The organism is Bacteroides ilei, assembly GCF_900128495.1.
GTDB lineage: Bacteria > Bacteroidota > Bacteroidia > Bacteroidales > Bacteroidaceae > Phocaeicola > Phocaeicola ilei.
On record NZ_LT635801.1, the window covers coordinates 1,523,808 to 1,540,923 of the forward strand.

18 protein-coding genes are annotated in these 17,116 nt (G+C 49.5%); 10 read left to right on the plus strand and 8 right to left on the minus strand.

The window, feature by feature from the left end:
• Positions 1-168 precede the first annotated feature (168 nt).
• Positions 169-1,071, minus strand: coding sequence for a DMT family transporter (locus tag BQ7489_RS06575; protein ID WP_072530362.1), 903 nt, complete (start codon positions 1,069-1,071; stop codon positions 169-171).
• A gap of 176 nt (positions 1,072-1,247) precedes the next feature.
• Here BQ7489_RS06575 and BQ7489_RS06580 point away from each other — a divergent pair, with 176 nt between their 5' ends.
• Positions 1,248-2,510: a putative DNA modification/repair radical SAM protein gene (locus tag BQ7489_RS06580; protein ID WP_072530363.1), complete on the plus strand. Its 1,263-nt coding sequence runs from the start codon at positions 1,248-1,250 to the stop codon at positions 2,508-2,510.
• 5 nt (positions 2,511-2,515) lie between these two features.
• Positions 2,516-3,769, plus strand: coding sequence for an Nramp family divalent metal transporter (locus tag BQ7489_RS06585; RefSeq protein ID WP_072530364.1), 1,254 nt, complete (start codon positions 2,516-2,518; stop codon positions 3,767-3,769).
• Here BQ7489_RS06585 and BQ7489_RS06590 read toward each other — a convergent pair.
• Positions 3,715-5,103, minus strand: a complete 1,389-nt coding sequence (locus BQ7489_RS06590; protein WP_072530365.1) for an MATE family efflux transporter — start codon at positions 5,101-5,103, stop codon at positions 3,715-3,717. The two genes, BQ7489_RS06585 and BQ7489_RS06590, sit on opposite strands and share 55 nt — an antisense overlap.
• A gap of 91 nt (positions 5,104-5,194) precedes the next feature.
• Between BQ7489_RS06590 and BQ7489_RS06595 the strand changes: the two genes are divergently transcribed.
• The 6 genes from BQ7489_RS06595 to BQ7489_RS06620 all read left to right on the plus strand — a co-directional run bounded on the left by BQ7489_RS06595 (position 5,195) and on the right by BQ7489_RS06620 (position 11,863).
• A complete protein-coding gene (locus tag BQ7489_RS06595) occupies positions 5,195-5,842 on the plus strand; it encodes an HAD family hydrolase (RefSeq protein ID WP_072530366.1) in 648 nt (215 codons plus the stop codon).
• Between the two features lie 50 nt (positions 5,843-5,892).
• Positions 5,893-6,714, plus strand: a complete 822-nt coding sequence (gene panB / locus BQ7489_RS06600) for a 3-methyl-2-oxobutanoate hydroxymethyltransferase (protein WP_072530367.1) — start codon at positions 5,893-5,895, stop codon at positions 6,712-6,714.
• A 166-nt stretch (positions 6,715-6,880) separates the two neighbouring features.
• On the plus strand, positions 6,881-8,008 hold the full coding sequence (locus BQ7489_RS06605; protein ID WP_072530368.1) for an MFS transporter: 1,128 nt from the start codon (positions 6,881-6,883) through the stop codon (positions 8,006-8,008).
• Positions 8,009-8,022: 14 nt separating this feature from the next.
• Positions 8,023-9,711, plus strand: a complete 1,689-nt coding sequence (gene ettA / locus BQ7489_RS06610) for an energy-dependent translational throttle protein EttA (RefSeq protein ID WP_072530369.1) — start codon at positions 8,023-8,025, stop codon at positions 9,709-9,711.
• Positions 9,712-9,742: 31 nt separating this feature from the next.
• A complete protein-coding gene (locus BQ7489_RS06615; protein WP_072530370.1) occupies positions 9,743-10,261 on the plus strand; it encodes a histidine phosphatase family protein in 519 nt (172 codons plus the stop codon).
• 192 nt (positions 10,262-10,453) lie between these two features.
• Complete coding sequence (locus BQ7489_RS06620; protein WP_083580475.1) at positions 10,454-11,863, plus strand: MATE family efflux transporter; 1,410 nt, start codon at positions 10,454-10,456, stop codon at positions 11,861-11,863.
• Here the strand turns inward: BQ7489_RS06620 and pyrH are convergent.
• From pyrH to BQ7489_RS06640, 4 genes are all read right to left on the minus strand, one after another.
• Entirely contained in the window at positions 11,849-12,559 is a 711-nt protein-coding gene (pyrH, locus tag BQ7489_RS06625; protein ID WP_072530371.1) for a UMP kinase, read from the minus strand. The genes BQ7489_RS06620 and pyrH overlap by 15 nt on opposite strands.
• 115 nt (positions 12,560-12,674) lie before the next feature.
• Positions 12,675-14,015, minus strand: coding sequence for an MATE family efflux transporter (locus tag BQ7489_RS06630; RefSeq protein ID WP_072530372.1), 1,341 nt, complete (start codon positions 14,013-14,015; stop codon positions 12,675-12,677).
• 12 nt (positions 14,016-14,027) lie between these two features.
• The gene (locus tag BQ7489_RS06635) at positions 14,028-14,765 is read right to left on the minus strand and encodes a biotin--[acetyl-CoA-carboxylase] ligase (protein WP_072530373.1); all 738 of its coding nucleotides are present in this window, start codon (positions 14,763-14,765) and stop codon (positions 14,028-14,030) included.
• Between the two features lie 49 nt (positions 14,766-14,814).
• Positions 14,815-15,180: a YraN family protein gene (locus BQ7489_RS06640; RefSeq protein ID WP_072530374.1), complete on the minus strand. Its 366-nt coding sequence runs from the start codon at positions 15,178-15,180 to the stop codon at positions 14,815-14,817.
• A 71-nt stretch (positions 15,181-15,251) separates the two neighbouring features.
• Between BQ7489_RS06640 and BQ7489_RS06645 the strand changes: the two genes are divergently transcribed.
• On the plus strand, positions 15,252-15,485 hold the full coding sequence (locus BQ7489_RS06645; protein WP_072530375.1) for a hypothetical protein: 234 nt from the start codon (positions 15,252-15,254) through the stop codon (positions 15,483-15,485).
• An 11-nt stretch (positions 15,486-15,496) separates the two neighbouring features.
• Positions 15,497-15,931, plus strand: coding sequence for a nucleoside deaminase (locus tag BQ7489_RS06650; protein WP_072530376.1), 435 nt, complete (start codon positions 15,497-15,499; stop codon positions 15,929-15,931).
• A 144-nt stretch (positions 15,932-16,075) separates the two neighbouring features.
• On the opposite strand, the gene BQ7489_RS06655 is transcribed toward BQ7489_RS06650, so the two are convergent.
• The gene (locus BQ7489_RS06655) at positions 16,076-16,348 is read right to left on the minus strand and encodes a DUF4834 family protein (protein WP_162617782.1); all 273 of its coding nucleotides are present in this window, start codon (positions 16,346-16,348) and stop codon (positions 16,076-16,078) included.
• A 54-nt stretch (positions 16,349-16,402) separates the two neighbouring features.
• Positions 16,403-17,107: a CDP-diacylglycerol--serine O-phosphatidyltransferase gene (gene pssA / locus BQ7489_RS06660; RefSeq protein ID WP_072530378.1), complete on the minus strand. Its 705-nt coding sequence runs from the start codon at positions 17,105-17,107 to the stop codon at positions 16,403-16,405.
• Positions 17,108-17,116: the final 9 nt, after the last annotated feature.

Sequence of the window (17,116 nt, forward strand, 5' to 3'; positions counted from 1 at the left end):
GTACATGCAATGTTAAATTAAAGATGCTATGGCATTTGTGCCATAACATAAGGTTCTTTTTATTGAAAGATAAAGGCGTTTTGGATAAAAAATGAAGTTCTTTCGGGTGAAAGATGAAGACGTTTTTCCAAAAGATGAAAGCGTTTTTTATCCAGTCCGTGTCTCGGATCAGCGTGTTCCCAGATAGAGGAAGAACATACCGATAAGGACCAGCAGAAGGTCGATTACCTTGCTTCTGAGGTTCTTTTCATGGAATACCATGGCTCCGAACAGGAAAGATACCACTACACTGCTTCGGCGTACCATGGATACGATGGAAATCATGGAATCGTCCATGCCTAGGGCGTAGAAATATACGAAGTCGGCAGCCGACAAGAATACGGAAATCAGTATGATGCACCAGTCCCAGTGGAAGGGAGTGGTAGTTTTCCGTTTGGGCCACCACAAGAACATCACTACACCGCCCATCATGAACAGCTGGTAGATGTTGTACCATGACTGTACTACCATGTTGTTGAACCGTCCCATCAGGTATTTGTCGTAAAGTCCGCTTACGGCTCCCAGAAGAGCGGCCAGCACGACAAACCATATCCAGTGGTTGTGTTTGAAATCGATTCCTTCCTTCTTCCCCGAACGGCTCAGCATGAAGAATGAGATGACAGCCATAATCACACCTATCCATTGGTACAGGTTCAGCCGTTCACCGAAAATCAGCAGGGCCCCTACCAGGGTCATTACGGGACGTGTAGCGTTGATAGGGCCGACAATGGTCAGCGGCAGGTTTTTCATCCCGAAGTATCCGAAGGTCCATGAAGAAAGTACGATGACCGATTTCAGAATAATGAATTTGTGTGTCTGCCAGTCCAGACTGTCGGGAACGAAAAAGATAGTGCCTTGCAACATATCCGGTCTGAAGTGAGAAATCAGGATGAACGGGATGAAGATGAGGCTGGAGAATAATGTGTTCAGTGCCAGAACCGGCAATACGGCATTGTTGTTCAGGGATTTTTTCTTGAATACGTCATAGAAGCCCAGCAGCGCTGCCGAGCAGAAAGCTAATAGTAACCACATAGATCTTTCAAACTTTAATATCGATGTATTTACAGCAGCGTCCGGAGTCCGGAAACCGCAAAACCGGTCCACATACTGAATTCCGGCGCAAAATTACAATAAATTTCAGAAAGATTTGCTGGAGAACGGAACTCTCTTTATCTTTGGGTTTGTAATCATTACAAAAAAGTAATTTCATGAATGAGCAGGTGATACAGAAATTGAAGATTCTGGCCGAGTCGGCCAAATACGACGTTTCCTGTGCGTCCAGCGGTACGGTACGCCGTAATCAGAAAGGCGGTGTAGGCAATACGGTGGGTGGATGGGGTATCTGTCACAGCTTTGCTGAAGACGGACGCTGTATTTCTTTGCTGAAAATCATGCTTACCAATTATTGCATATACGACTGTGCGTATTGTATCAACCGGATCAGCAATGATATTCCCCGTGCGACCTTTTCGGTTACAGAACTGGTGGAACTTACGATGGAATTTTACCGGCGTAACTATATCGAGGGTCTTTTCCTCAGTTCGGGGGTAGTGCGTAATCCGGACTATACGATGGAACGGCTGGTACGTGTGGCAAAGGATCTGCGTGAACGGCATCGTTTCAACGGGTATATCCATCTGAAAAGTATTCCCGGGGCCAGTGAAGAACTGGTACGCCAGGCGGGACTTTATGCCGACCGTATGAGTGTGAATCTGGAAATTCCTACGGAAGAGAACCTGAAAAGGCTGGCTCCCGATAAAGACCATAAGAGCGTATATCTCCCGATGAAATATATCCAGCAGGGGGTACTGGAGAGCGCGGAAGAACGGAAGCATTACCGCCGTGCGCCTCGCTTCGCTCCGGCCGGACAAAGCACCCAGATGATAGTGGGGGCGACTCCCGAGAACGACAAGGATATTCTCAACGTGTCGTCGGCACTTTACCGGAGCCCTACCATGAAGCGTGTCTATTATTCGGGATACATTTCGGTCAATACATACGACAAACGTCTGCCGGCACTGAAGCAGCCGCCTCTGGTGCGTGAAAACCGTCTGTATCAGGCCGACTGGCTGCTGCGTTTCTATCAGTTTAAGGTTGATGAACTGGTCGATGACGCCCATCCCGATCTGGATCTGGAGGTCGACCCCAAGCTGGCCTGGGCCCTGCGTCATCCCGAGGTGTTTCCCGTCAATATCAATACAGCCGATTACGAGATGCTGCTGCGCGTGCCGGGAATCGGGACCCGTTCGGCCGCATTGATTGTCGCCTCACGTCGTTTCTCGCGCATCGGTTTCTATGAATTGAAAAAGATGGGGGCTGTGGTGAAGAAAGCGAAGTATTTTATAACCTGTAATGAGCTGCCGGATAAGACTATACTTGATCTGGGCCCGGCGGGGGTGCGTAAGCTGCTTCTTCCCAAACCGAAGAAATCGGCAGACGAACGCCAGTTGACGCTGGATTTTAAATTTTAACGGTTATGTGGAAAATTATCAAGGAATTGAAACGGAAGGACCATCCCCGTTATTTGGGAGGGATCGATTTCTTCCGCTATATAGGTCCCGGTCTGCTGGTGACTGTGGGGTTCATTGACCCGGGAAACTGGGCTTCGAATTTCGCAGCCGGGTCGGATTATGGTTATGCCTTGCTTTGGGTGGTGACTTTATCGACAGTCATGTTGGTTATCCTGCAGCATAATGTGGCTCATCTGGGAATTGTTACCGGATTGTGCCTGAGCGAGGCTGCAACGAAATATGCGCCACGCTGGATATCCCGTCCCATTCTGGGCAGTGCGGTGCTGGCTTCGGTCTCTACATCCCTGGCCGAGATTCTGGGAGGAGCCATTGCTCTGGAAATGCTGTTTGACATTCCTGTGGCAGTGGGGGCCGTACTTACAGCGGTGCTGGTGGTTGTCATGCTTTTCACCAATTCCTATAAACGGATTGAAAGGGCGGTCATTACGTTTGTTTCGGTCATCGGGCTTTCCTTTCTGTATGAATTGTTTCTGGTAGATATCGATTGGCCCGAAGCAGCGTATGCCTGGGTTGTTCCTTCTGTACCCGAAGGCAGCATGCTTATCATCATGAGTGTGCTGGGGGCAGTGGTGATGCCACACAACCTGTTCCTACATTCGGAGGTAGTCCAGAGCCGCGAATATAATAAAGGTGATGAAGTGTCTGTCAGACGGCGTTTGAAATACGAGTTTTATGACACCTTGTTTTCAATGGGAGTGGGATGGGCCATCAACAGTGCCATGATACTTCTGGCGGCAACGGCTTTTTTTGCCGGAGGCACCCCGGTGGAGGAGCTCCAGCAGGCAAAGTCTTTGCTTGATCCGCTTTTAGGGAACGGTGCCGGACTTGTCTTTGCACTGGCTCTTCTGATGGCAGGTATATCATCAACGGTTACAAGCGGTATGGCAGCCGGTTCCATCTTTGCCGGTATGTTCGGTGAAAGCTACCATATCAAGGATATCCATTCCAAGCTGGGGATTCTGATTTCTTTGGGAGTGGCTCTGGTCATTATTCTGTTTATCAGTGATCCTTTCCAGGGACTTCTCATATCCCAGATGGCCTTGAGTGTCCAGTTGCCGTTTACTGTGTTCCTGCAGGTGGGACTTACTTCTTCCAGAAAGGTTATGGGGCAGTATGTCAATTCCCGTTGGAGTTCGTTCCTGCTTTATTTCATCGCTGCTGTCGTTTCCGTATTGAATGTCATGCTGTTGTTCAGCTGACGGAGATGTCTGAAGTGATATATCAGCATCAGTACAGCCGTGATAAAGGCTATCATGTCGGAAATGCACATGCTGGCCCACACTCCGTTCACTCCCCATAATGGAGGCAGGAAGGCCAGGCAGGGAAGCAGGAACAGCAATTGTCGGGATAGTGACAGGAAGATGGAGATCCTGGCTTTTCCGATCGACTGGAAAAATTGGGTGATTACGATCTGAGCTCCGATGACGGGGAAGGAAAGGACTCCTATCCGGAGTGCCGTACTTGCTTCGGAGGTAAGTTCCGCATTGGTCGTGAACATACCGACAAAGATATTTGGGAAAAGTTCGCTGGCCAGAAATCCGACGGTGGTTATGCTGCAGGCGGCAATGATTCCCAGCTTCAGGTTGTGCATTACCCGGTCATACCGGTGTGCTCCGTAATTGTATCCCGAAATGGGCTGCATCCCCATGGTTATGCCCATCACAATCATGACGAACAGCATCTGGATGCGGTTGAGTATGCCGAATGCTCCGATGGCCATGTCACCTCCGTAGGAAAGAAGCCGGTTGTTGATGAAGATGACGATACAGCAGGCACATACGTTCATGACGAAAGGAGACATGCCTATTCCGAATACGGAAAGGATGATGTGTCTTTTCAGTTTGAAACAGGAACGTTTGAAGTGGACGAAACTTTTCCGGTTGTTGAAGTGGTACAACACCCAGATCATGCCGAAGAACTGTGAAACAAGGGTGGCCAGTGCCGCTCCCCTGATTCCCCATTCAAAGACGAAGATGAATATGGGTGCGAAAACAAGGTTGCATCCTACGGTCAGCAGTGACGACATCATGGCTTTTTTCGGATATCCGGTAGCTCTCATGATGTTGTTCAGACCTATCATGATATACGATATGGGAGTTCCTAGCAGAATGACCTGCATGAAATCGTATGCATAAGGCAATGTGTTTTCGGTTGCGCCGAAGAAAATTAGTAGCGGTTTCAGGAACAGGAGCGAGAGGCCTCCGAAAATGATGGCGTTGATGATGCAGAGAATAGCTACGTTCCCCAGAATGTATTCGGCTCCTTTCTGGTCTTTCTGTCCCAGGCGGATGGAAGATATGGTGGCACCGCCTACACCTACCAGGGTGCAGAAGGCGACGACGAGGTTCATCAGCGGAAATGTGATGGCCAGTCCGGATATTGCCATGGCTCCCACTCCATGTCCGATGAAAATACTGTCGATGATGTTGTAAAGAGATGTAAGTGTCATGCCTACAATGGCCGGAATGGAGTATTGGAGCAGCAATTTTCCAATGGGGGCGGTTCCTAGGATATGAGGATTGTTCTCTTTCATGGGAGTTTAAGAAATTTTGTTTTTCAAAGTTAGGAAGAACAACTGATATTTTAGAACTTTGCAGCGTTAAATCAAACTAAACACCATAAGAATGGATAAAACTAAATGTTTGGCCGCTCTTTTTGATTTTGACGGAGTGGTGATGGATACCGAATCTCAATATAGTATTTTCTGGAACGGGGTAGGTGAGAAATACCGTCGGGAATCCGGTTTCGGACGGATTATCAAGGGAATGACATTGACCCAGATCTATGACAGGTATTTTTCCGGTCTGAAGGAAGAACAGGAGCGGATTACAGCCGACCTGAACCGTTTTGAAAGCGAAATGGTCTATGAATATGTGCCCGGAGTGGTGGAATTCATGCGCGAGTTGAGAGCCCATGACGTGAAGATAGCCATTGTGACAAGTTCGAACGATTTGAAGATGGCCAATGTCTATAAGGCACATCCGGAACTGAAGGAGCTGGTGGATCGTATTCTGACTGCCGAAATGTTTACACGTTCTAAACCGGCTCCCGACTGTTTCCTGCTGGGTGCCGAAGTGTTTGGAACAGTACCGGCCAACTGTGTTGTGTTTGAGGATTCGTTCCATGGCCTTGAAGCCGGGAATGCCGCAGGCATGACGGTTGTAGGATTGTGTACGACAAACCCGAAGGAAGCCATACAGGATAAATGTAAGGCGGTTATTTCCGATTTTACGGATTTCGGTTATGAAAAGATGTGCTCGCTGCTTGCTTAACTTCCTGAAATCTGCTAACTTTGCCGAGTTTTTTAATTGATTGAAGTATTATGGCAGGATATTTGTCGAGTGATACACGTAAGGTGACTACTCACCGCCTGGTTGAAATGAAGGAAAGGGGTGAGAAGATTTCAATGCTTACTTCTTATGACTATACGATGGCCCAGATTGTGGACGGGGCCGGGGTAGATGTGATTCTGGTAGGTGATTCGGCATCGAATGTAATGGCCGGTAATGTTACCACTTTACCGATTACCATTGACCAGATGATTTATCACGGGCGTTCCGTGATGCGTGGCGTAAAACGTGCGCTGGTGGTGGTAGACATGCCTTTCGGTTCTTATCAGGCCGCTCCGTTTGACGGTGTGTGCAATGCCATCCGCATGATGAAGGAAACCGGAGCCGACGCATTGAAGCTGGAAGGTGGCGAAGAGGTCATCGAGACGATACACAAAATTATCGGGGCCGGAATACCTGTAATGGGACATCTGGGCCTGATGCCTCAGTCTATCAACAAGTATGGTACATATGGTGTACGCGCCAAAGAAGATAGGGAGGCGGAAAAGCTACTGCGTGACGCTCATCTGCTGGAGGAAGCCGGATGTTTTTCGCTGGTACTGGAAAAGATCCCGGCAGATTTGGCCGGACGTGTGGCTCGGGAACTGAAGATTCCGGTAATCGGTATCGGAGCTGGTGGAGCTGTCGACGGACAGGTTCTGGTCGTTGCGGATATGCTGGGAATGAGCAAGGGATTCAGTCCCCGTTTCTTACGCCGTTATGCCGACCTGCACACCATCATGACCGATGCTATCGGGCAGTATGTGACGGATGTGAAGTCGTCCGATTTCCCGAACGAGAAAGAACAATATTGATTGTAGACAGACATGTAGAAAATGGGTTCCTGTATTTCTTGAAGAACGGGAATTCCGATGATATGGGGTAGTGGCGATGAATATGCGAAGGGTCTGTGTGGACCGGTCCATGTTCTTTGTCACTATTATGATTTAGATACAATAATTTAGCTAGAATAACTGTTTTATGCTGTGGAATAAAAATTTTACTTTATTGATTGCAGCAAATTTCCTTCTTTTCGTAGCCGTGTTCATGCTGTTCCCGTTGCTTCATGACTGGATGGTAACGGATAAGGGATGTACTGATTCCCAGGCGGCGTTGGTTTCTGTCATTTTTGGTGCCGCCATGTTTCTTCCGGGGCCGTTTAACAATTATCTGGTCGATGCATTCAGCCGCAAGCATGTGTGTACCAGGAGTATACTTCTGTTGGCTTTGCTGTCTTTACTGTATCCGTATGTATCCGGATTATGGATGGTAGTGGTATTGAGGATCCTGCAAGGGGGGCTGTTTGCCGTTTCACTGATGGTGACAGGCAGTACCTTGGCTATTGACGTCACACCGAGCAACCACCGTGATTCGGCCAACCGGGTCTTTACATGGTCGGGGATTTTGGGACTGGTGGCAGGACTGGTTGTGGGGACACACAGAAGCGGACTGCTTACTTTTGACCAGACACTTTACCTGTCGTCTGTCTTTTGTGCTGCCGCCATTCTGCTGGTCTTGTCTGTACATGTCTGTTTCAGGGCTCCATTGGATGTACCGCTTTGTTCCTTCGACCGTTTTTTCCTGTTCCGTACGTTGCTGCCAGGTATTAATATGATGGCGGTTCCCTTGGTTTTAGGCTTCCTTTTTTCATCGGTAACCGATACTTTTTTCTATCTTTGCATAGGAGCGGGCTTTATTGTGTATCTGCTTGTCCGTGAGATTTTCCGGCGTCCGATGCATGGGCGGTTACAGATCTTGATCGGCCAGCTTCTGACCGCTTTGGGACTGGTTGCCCTGATGAAGTCGGAGCAGGGTATTCCCTTGTATGTAGGTGGAATACTGATCGGTGTGGGTTGTGGATTCTCTATCGGCCAGTTTCTGCGCATGATGATTCTGCTACCCCTGCATTGTGAGCGGGGGAGTGGTTACCATACGTTCCAGTTGCTCTGGATTTTAGGAATTGTGGCAGGTTTCTTTTTGGGTAAAGGAGCTTTGCCGCCGGTAACCGTGGGCGACTATGCCGGAGCTTTGTGTATCTGTCTGGGAGGTTTTATTTTCTATCAGGTATATATCCACGGCTATTTTACGAGGAATTACAAAAAACATTAAACATTTGAAAGAATATGGCAGACGATAAAAAAATTATCTTTTCAATGGTCGGAGTGAGCAAGTCATTCCAGAACAACAAACAGGTATTGAAAGACATCTACCTATCCTTTTTCTATGGTGCCAAAATCGGTATTATCGGATTGAACGGTGCCGGTAAGTCTACTTTGATGAAGATTATTGCCGGCCTGGAGAAGAATTACCAGGGAGAAGTGGTATTCTCACCGGGATATTCGGTAGGTTATCTGGCACAGGAACCTCATCTGGACGATACCAAGACTGTGAAGGAGGTTGTTATGGAGGGTGTACAGAAGGTTGTGGATACACTCGCCGAATATGAAGAAATCAATAACAAGTTCGGTTTGCCCGAGTATTATGAAGATCCTGAAAAGATGGATGCACTTTTTGCCCGTCAGGCCGAACTGCAGGATATCATTGATGCAACGGATGCGTGGAACATTGACAGCAAGCTGGAGCGTGCGATGGATGCGTTGCGTTGTCCGCCCGAAGACCAGTTGGTGAAGAACCTGTCGGGAGGTGAACGCCGTCGTGTGGCCTTATGCCGTCTATTGCTACAGAAACCGGATATTCTGTTGCTCGATGAACCTACCAACCACCTGGACGCCGAAAGCATCGACTGGCTGGAGCAGCATTTGCAGCAATATGAAGGTACGGTCATCGCCGTAACGCACGACCGTTATTTTCTGGACCATGTGGCCGGCTGGATTCTGGAGCTCGACCGTGGCGAAGGTATTCCTTGGAAGGGTAACTATTCAAGCTGGCTGGAGCAGAAGACCAAGCGCATGGAAATGGAAGAGAAGGTTGCCAGCAAGCGCCGCAAGACATTGGAACGTGAGCTGGAATGGGTACGTATGGCTCCGAAGGCTCGTCAGGCTAAAGGAAAGGCTCGTCTGAATTCTTACGACAAACTGTTGAATGAAGATGTGAAGGAGAAGGAAGAGAAACTGGAAATCTTTATTCCGAATGGTCCGCGTCTGGGTAATAAGGTTATTGAAGCAAAGCATGTGGCGAAGGCATACGGTGATAAGCTGCTGTTCGATGACTTGAATTTCATGCTTCCTCCCAACGGCATTGTCGGTGTGATCGGTCCTAACGGTGCAGGAAAAACGACGCTGTTCCGTTTGATCATGGGATTGGAAAAAGTGGATAAAGGTGAATTTGAAGTAGGAGAAACCGTCAAGATAGCTTATGTAGACCAGCAGCATAAGGCCATTGATCCTAACAAGACTGTCTATCAGGTAGTGAGTGGAGGGAATGACCTGCTCCGCATGGGGAACCGTGACGTGAATGCCCGTGCTTACTTGAGCCGTTTCAATTTTTCAGGCTCCGATCAGGAAAAGCTGTGCGGAATGCTTTCGGGCGGTGAACGTAACCGCCTTCACCTGGCGCTGGCGCTGAAGGAAGAGGGGAATGTGCTGCTGCTTGACGAACCTACCAATGATATAGACGTAAATACACTCCGTGCACTGGAGGAAGGTCTGGAAGACTTTGCCGGATGTGCGGTAGTGATCAGTCACGACCGTTGGTTCCTTGACCGTATCTGTACGCATATCCTGGCTTTCGAAGGTAACAGTGAAGTGTTCTTCTTTGAAGGTTCCTATACCGAATATGAAGAGAACAAGATGAAGCGCATGGGCAACCAGGAACCGAAACGGGTACGTTACCGTAAGTTGATGGAAGATTAATGGAAGGGTCTTGTAACTGATTTTTGCAGGTATGGTTGATTTGTATATAGCCCGTCATGGACAGACGGAGGAGAATGTTGCCCGGATTTTTCAGGGACATCTGCCCGGCCATCTCACGGAAGAAGGGAAAAGGCAGGCGGTGGAGTTGGGCCGGCGCTTGGCCGGTATTGAGCTGGATGCCGTTTTGAGCAGTGACCTGCAGCGTGTTGTGGATACGGTCAGACTGGCGATGGCTTCCAGAAATCTGCCGTGGGAGAAGACTCCGCTGCTTCGTGAAATAGACTGGGGAAGCTGGACCGGTCTTCCGCTGGACAGTGTAGACCGGAGTAGGATTCCCGCCGACGCCGAATCGAAAGAAATGTTATATGAGCGTGCCGGAAAATGTATCGGCTATATCCGCCGGCACTATCAGGGGAAAAGGTTGCTGGTAGTGGCGCATGGTTTGATCAACCGTTCGTTGCGGGCACAGATAGAAGGGATTCCTGCCGACAGGCTGACTTCCATTCCTCACATGGACAATTGTGAGGTGGTACATATGACATTGGTGTGAAACAGCTGCCGTAATATGTACATGTATTGAAGAAAGATTACCTGAAATTTGTATATGTCAAACCTTTGTCCCACCTTTGCGGGACATAATGGAAAGGTAAGTTTTGTAATCCTCATCGGAGGGCATGAAGCCGGATAAGATGACTGGGTAAAACCGTCTCTTATCCGGCTTTTTGTCTAAATTTGAATCAGTATGAAAGAACTTGATCTGACACAAGGTAGTGTACCCAGGACATTGCTTCAGTTTGCAGTCCCTTATTTGCTTGCCAATGTGTTGCAGGCCTTGTACGGAGGGGCCGATCTGTTTGTCGTAGGCCAGTTTGATGACGCGGCGAGTGTGGCCGGTGTAGCCATCGGCAGCCAGGTGCTCCAGACGGTTACGGGAATTATCTTGGGACTGACTACAGGTATTACCGTGCTTATCGGGATAGCTACAGGAGCACGTAACAACAGGGAGGCTGCCTCCATAATCGGTTCGTCGGTATGGCTGTTTGTCATTATCGGTGCTGTGCTGACGTTGCTGATGGCCTTTTTCCATCAAGCTGTGACGTCCGTCATGCATACTCCGGCGGAAGCGGTGCGTGATACGGAGCATTATCTGCTGATCTGTTCGCTGGGTATACCTTTCATGATCGGGTACAACGTAGTCTTTGGCATCATGCGCGGCCTGGGCGATTCACGTACGCCGCTGTACTTTGTAGCATTGGCATGCATAATTAATATAGTGCTCGATTTCGTTCTGGTAGGTGGTCTGCACATGAGAGCGGCAGGGGCGGCTGTGGCTACAGTCTCTTCTCAGGGTATCAGCTTTGTCGTTGCTCTGTGGTATTTCTACCGGAAAGGATTCGACTTTGAGTTTACCCGCCGTAACATCCGTCTGGACAAGGTCCTTTCAAGGCGGATTATCATTCTGGGAGCTCCGCTTGCCCTTCAGGATGCATTGATAAATATCTCTTTCCTGCTTATTACGGTCATTGTAAACGGGATGGGAGTCATCGCTTCCGCGGCGCTCGGGGTCGTAGAGAAGCTTATCATATTTGCCATGCTTCCTCCGGTAGCCATCTCTTCGGCCGTTGCAGCCATGACCGCACAGAATTACGGGGCGGGCCTGACAGCAAGGGTGGAGCGCTGCCTGCAGTCGGGAATTGTCATGGCCCTGTTTTTCGGTGTGTCTTTCTGTATCTATTCCCAGTTTCTACCCGGAACACTGGTGGGAATCTTCACACATGATGCCTCCGTGATAGCGATGGCGTCGGGATATCTGCACGGTTATAGCCTTGACTGCATCATGGTGAGCTTTGTATTCTGCTTCAATTCCTATTTCAGCGGACAGGGGAACTCACTCTTTCCGATGGTACACAGTCTGATTGCGACTTTCCTGTTCAGAATCCCACTGTCATGGATTTTCAGCCATATTGACCCCACTTCACTTTTCTGGATGGGATTTGCTCCTCCGCTTTCTACAATGGTATCACTGTTGATATGCATCTGGTATGTAAACCGGTGGAAAAAAAGAGGACTCCTCTACAAAAAGGCGGCGGGTGAAGTCTTGGACTCCACCCGCCGGAATGTATCAGGAACCGGTCGGTCAGTTGTGGACTAAAGTCCCGATCTTCTCGCCGGACATCACTTTCTTCAGGTTGCCTACGGTATCCATGTCGAATACGATGATCGGAAGGTTGTTTTCCTTGCACATGCAGGTTGCTGTCAGGTCCATTACTTTCAGGCCCCTTGCCAGAACCTCATCGTAGGTTATGTCATCGAATTTCGTAGCCGTCGGGTCTTTTTCCGGGTCGGCGGTATAGATTCCGTCCACGCGGGTACCTTTCAGCATGACATCGGCTTCTATCTCGATGCCTCTCAGGGAAGAACCGGTATCGGTTGTAAAGAACGGATTTCCGGTTCCAGCCGACATGATGACCACTTCACCGTTTTCCATGGCTTCAATGGCTTTCCATTTCGTATAGAATTCGCCGATAGGTTCCATGCGGATAGCTGTCAGGACCCGTGCCTTTACGCCTGCCGCTACCAGGGCAGAGCTTAATCCCAGGCTGTTGATAACCGTTGCCAGCATACCCATCTGGTCGCCTTTTACCCGGTCGAATCCTTTTCCGGCGCCACTCAGTCCGCGGAAGATGTTTCCGCCGCCGATTACGATTCCGATCTGGACACCCATATCATGGATTTCCTTGATTTGCTGTGCATACTCGCCGAGGCGTTTTTCATCGATACCGTATTTTTTTTCGCCCATCAGACTTTCTCCACTGAGCTTTAACAGGATACGTTTAAATTTTGCCATACTTTCCAGAATATTTTATTGTTTGGAACAAAGATACTTAAACTGGTTCAAATACGAATGATTTTGGAGGGAATAATGTCAGATATTTCGAAACTCCCGAGACAGCCGGTGTAAGCTATTGCGGCGATACGGGATACAGCCGTTTCAGGAACGGCCGTATGAAGATTCCTTGCATCACACCCCGTAGGGCCAGGTAAGTAAGGAATGCGAGCCACAATGCGTGGTTGCCCCAGCAGTGCTGCAGGCCGTAGTAAAGGAGGAAGAAGCTGGCGGCGGCTATCACCATGGCCCGCAGCATGATGTGGGTGGCTGTCATTCCGATGCATATGCCGTCATACAGAAAGGCGGAGAATCCGGCGGCAGGAATCAGCAGGATCCAGTATATGTAGTCTCCGGATGCCTCGATGACGGCTGTGTCGTTGGTGAGCAGTCCCAGGAATCCTTTGCCGCCTGTTCCGTAAAGCAGGGTGAATACAACCGATAAGCCGATTCCCCATCCGAAGAGGTGTCTGACAGTCTTTTTCAGCTCATTCATGTTTCCGGCACCGAACGATTTGCCGGCCAGTGCCTCTCCGGCATAGGCGAATCCGTCCATGATGTAGGAAAACAGGGTGAACAGCTGCATCAGGAGGGTGTTGACAGCCAGGATAACGTCGCCGTAGGCGGCTCCTGTGGAGGTGAAGAATACGGTTACCGCCACCAGGCACAGTGTACGCAAGAAAATGTCGCGGTTCACCAAGAAGAAACGTTTCATGGAATCTTTCCCGAATATGACTCTCTTCCGGATGCTGGAGCGTAACGGACTGTAATGTTTCAGCCAGAGTATGTACGCCATCAGCAGACCGGCGTATTGGGCGGTCAGCGTGCCCAGAGCTACACCGGCCACTTTCATGTCGAGCCCGAATACGAAGAACAGGCTGGCGGCTATGTTGACGATGTTCTGGGTTATGGCTATGAACATAGGGAAGCGGGAATTCTGCATGCCGATAAACCAGCCGGAAAAGCTGTAGAGTCCCAGTACGGCAGGAGCTCCCCAGATACAGATATGGAAATAGAGGCTTGCCAGCTCCTGTACCTCCCGGCTGGTGTCGATGATACGGAAGGCGGCCAGTCGGATGGGGTACTGCAGTACGATGAGCACAAAGGAAATCAGCAGGCTGATGGCAAGGGAGCGTAGCAGGATATGGATCATTTCCTGTCTATTGTCCTGTCCGAAGGCTTGGGCGGTCAGTCCGCTTGTCCCCATGCGCAGGAACCCGAATATCCAGTAGATCATGCTGAACAACATTCCTCCTATGGCTATGGCGCCTATGTAGGAGGTGGCTCCCAGGTGACCGACAATACTTACATCTACCAGTCCCAACAGCGGGACGGTAATGTTCGATATGATGGAAGGTATGGCAATATCCAGAATGTGTCTGCTGGTAGGCGAGATCGTGTATGTTTTAAAGGTCATATACTTTGAGTGTTACAGTATGTATTCCACTTCCTTGAACATATATTCCCGGCGTGTCCCGTTTTCATCTTCCAGTATCAGTTTGCCGCTGGGTTCTATGTCGCATATGCAAGCCTTGAATATGCCGCTCGCATCTCGGTAGGTATGGAACCCTTCTTTCCGGTAGAGTGCCTGTTTGTAAAGGCCGGTGATTCCGTCGGTCTGTCCGGCCTGCAGTTGTGCATAGTAAACCGACACCTTTTCCATGATCCGGTGCAGGATATCTGTCGGGTGGTATGTCTTTCCGGTAATCTGGAAAAGTGAGACAGGGTTAGGGGCGTCACTTATGAAATGCTGCTGGTTAAGGTTTACGCCTGTTCCCGAAATGGAACGGCTGATACAGGTACCCGTCAGGTCGTTTTCGATGAGGGTCCCGCACAGTTTCTTGTCTTCCCAGTAGATGTCGTTCGGCCATTTGATGGTAATGCCGGCAGTATATTGTGAAAGCACTTCCTGTAATGCTAGTGCTGTAACTTGCGACAGCAGGAACTGTTTCCGGGCTTCGAGGAAATCCGGATAGACCACGAAACTGAAAAGCAGGTTCGCACCGGCTTCCGATTCCCAGCTGTTGCCTCTCTGTCCCCGGCCTGCACTTTGGTAGCTTGTATATACGCTTGTCAGTTCGGCCGGATGCTGCCGGTTGCACAGTTCGGCTAGGTAACTGTTGGTGGAAGTGGTTTCTTCCAGCCGTATGGGTGTAGGGTAGTTCATTCCGATTGTCTTTGTTTATGGTGTTTACGGTCCTCTGTCTGTCGGGTATTTACCATACGGGAGGCAGAAACGCGTCTTCTATGTGTTCTATGCCGAAGGGTGGCTTTCTGCCTGTGACTGTAATGATGTCGAACCTCACCGGCAGGTCTATCCCGAACTTGCGGAGGTATGCGTCGGTCGAGGCGACGATGTTCCGGATCTTACGGTCGCCGACGGCATCTTCCGGACGCCCGAAATTTTCATTGCCGCGGGTTTTGACCTCTACGATGACCAGCTCCCCGTCTTTTTCGGCAACAATGTCAATTTCCTTTTTCCCCGACCTCCAGTTGCGGTGCCGTATCCGGTACCCTTTTTCCATGAGGTGGAGTGCCGCAAGGTCTTCGCCTTCTTTTCCCAGTTCGTTATGTGCCGCCATAGACAGTTTTCTGCAAAAATACGCATTTTTATATTTTGAATTTAAGTGAACTGCATTAAATTTGCACAATCATGATGAATAATGGGAAGAAAAGAAAGAAAGTGCCGTCATCGGTGCCGCCCCGCAAACGGCGGATGGTTTGCCTGATGAGCGACGAAGAAGTGCAGATTGTGGACAGATATCTGGAGAAATATCAGATCAAGAACAAGGCGCGCTGGCTTCGTGAAACGGTATTGGCCTTTATTCATCAGAATATGGAGGATGACTATCCTACCTTGTTCAATGAACACGATATGCGCAGATAAAATGGACGGATATGGCAGATGACAGCTTTTACATGAAACAGGCGCTGCAGGAAGCGCGGAAAGCGGCCGGAATAGGAGAAGTTCCGGTAGGAGCTGTAGTCGTTTGCAGGGATCGTATCATTGCCCGTACGCATAATCTCACCGAAACCCTGACCGATGTGACAGCCCATGCCGAAATGCAGGCCATTACGGCCGCTGCCAATGCCCTGGGGGGGAAATACCTGAATACATGTACGCTTTATGTGACGGTGGAGCCGTGTGTGATGTGTGCGGGTGCCATTGCCTGGGCCCAGACCGGGAGACTGGTATTCGGGGCGTCCGACGAAAAGAGAGGATACCGGAAATATGCTCCGGAAGCCCTGCATCCGAAGACGGAGGTCGTGCAGGGTGTACTGGCCGAAGAGTGCGCTCAGTTGATGAAAGATTTCTTTAAAAGCAAGCGATAAAAAAAGAACTTGATCTTCTCCGGAAACATCAGGTTCTTTTCCCGAAAAGTTCAAGTTCTTTCCATTAAAACGTCAGGTTCTTTGCATGAAAATTTCAAGGTCCGGTCTTGATGATGTCAAGGTGTCCGTGCCCACGGTTCCCGCTCATTTGATTTCTTCAAAGTCAACGTATTCCCCTTCATCGTCATCGAATACCTTTTTCCGGTTGGACTTTGGGGAACCGGTCGTGTTCTGTCCTGCCGCATGGCCGGAATTTCCGTTCCGGAATTCCTGGCGGGCCGATTGCCGGCCTCCGGTTTTTTTCCCGAAGATGCGTCCTGTCATTCTGTAGATGTTCCGTATGACCGCTACGGCCAGCAGCAGGCCGGCCAGTACTACAGCGATGATGATGAATAATATGATTTGGATAAAGCCCATAATGATTGTTTTTTGTTTTGAAACTACAACAACCATGCCACATTCATGGCCCGGTTATTTTTTCCGTGTGGCAAGCGATAGCAGGATATACCATACGATGACGGCCGCGAATCCGCTCAGTCTGAAGATGATTAGTAAAGGGATGCTGACTATCAGGAAGATATAGCTGACCTTATTGTTTGCCCACGAGAGATTCTTGAATTTCAATGAAAACATCGGAATCTCTGCCACCAGCAGGAGTGACATGATGACAACCAGGATGAAGAGATAGGCGGCGTTGAACGTTTCGGATACCAGGAAATCATATCCTCCCACGGTAAGGGAGCCCCAGAACAATGCGTTGGCCGGGGTAGGCATTCCGATAAAGGAAGAGGTCTGCCGTGTGTCGATGTTGAACTTGGCCAGGCGCAGGGCCGAGAATACAGCAATCAGGAATCCGGTGTATGGCATGAATCCCGCCAGAGGTTCCATGAATGTGGGGTAATGTACATCTTTGAACAGGGAAAATACGATAGCGGCCGGTGCCAGTCCGAACGTGATGTCGTCGGCAAGGGAGTCCAGTTCTTTCCCGATCGGTGAGGATACGTGCAGCAGGCGTGCGGTCATTCCGTCGAAAAAGTCAAATACAGCTCCTACGATGATGAAGGTCAGCGCCATAGGATAATTCCCCTGGAAAGCCATGTAACACGCTATGCAGCCCGAAAGCAGGTTGCAGCTGGTAATGGTATTGGGGATGTTTCGCAAGATTGCGTTAGCCATTTTTCTTCT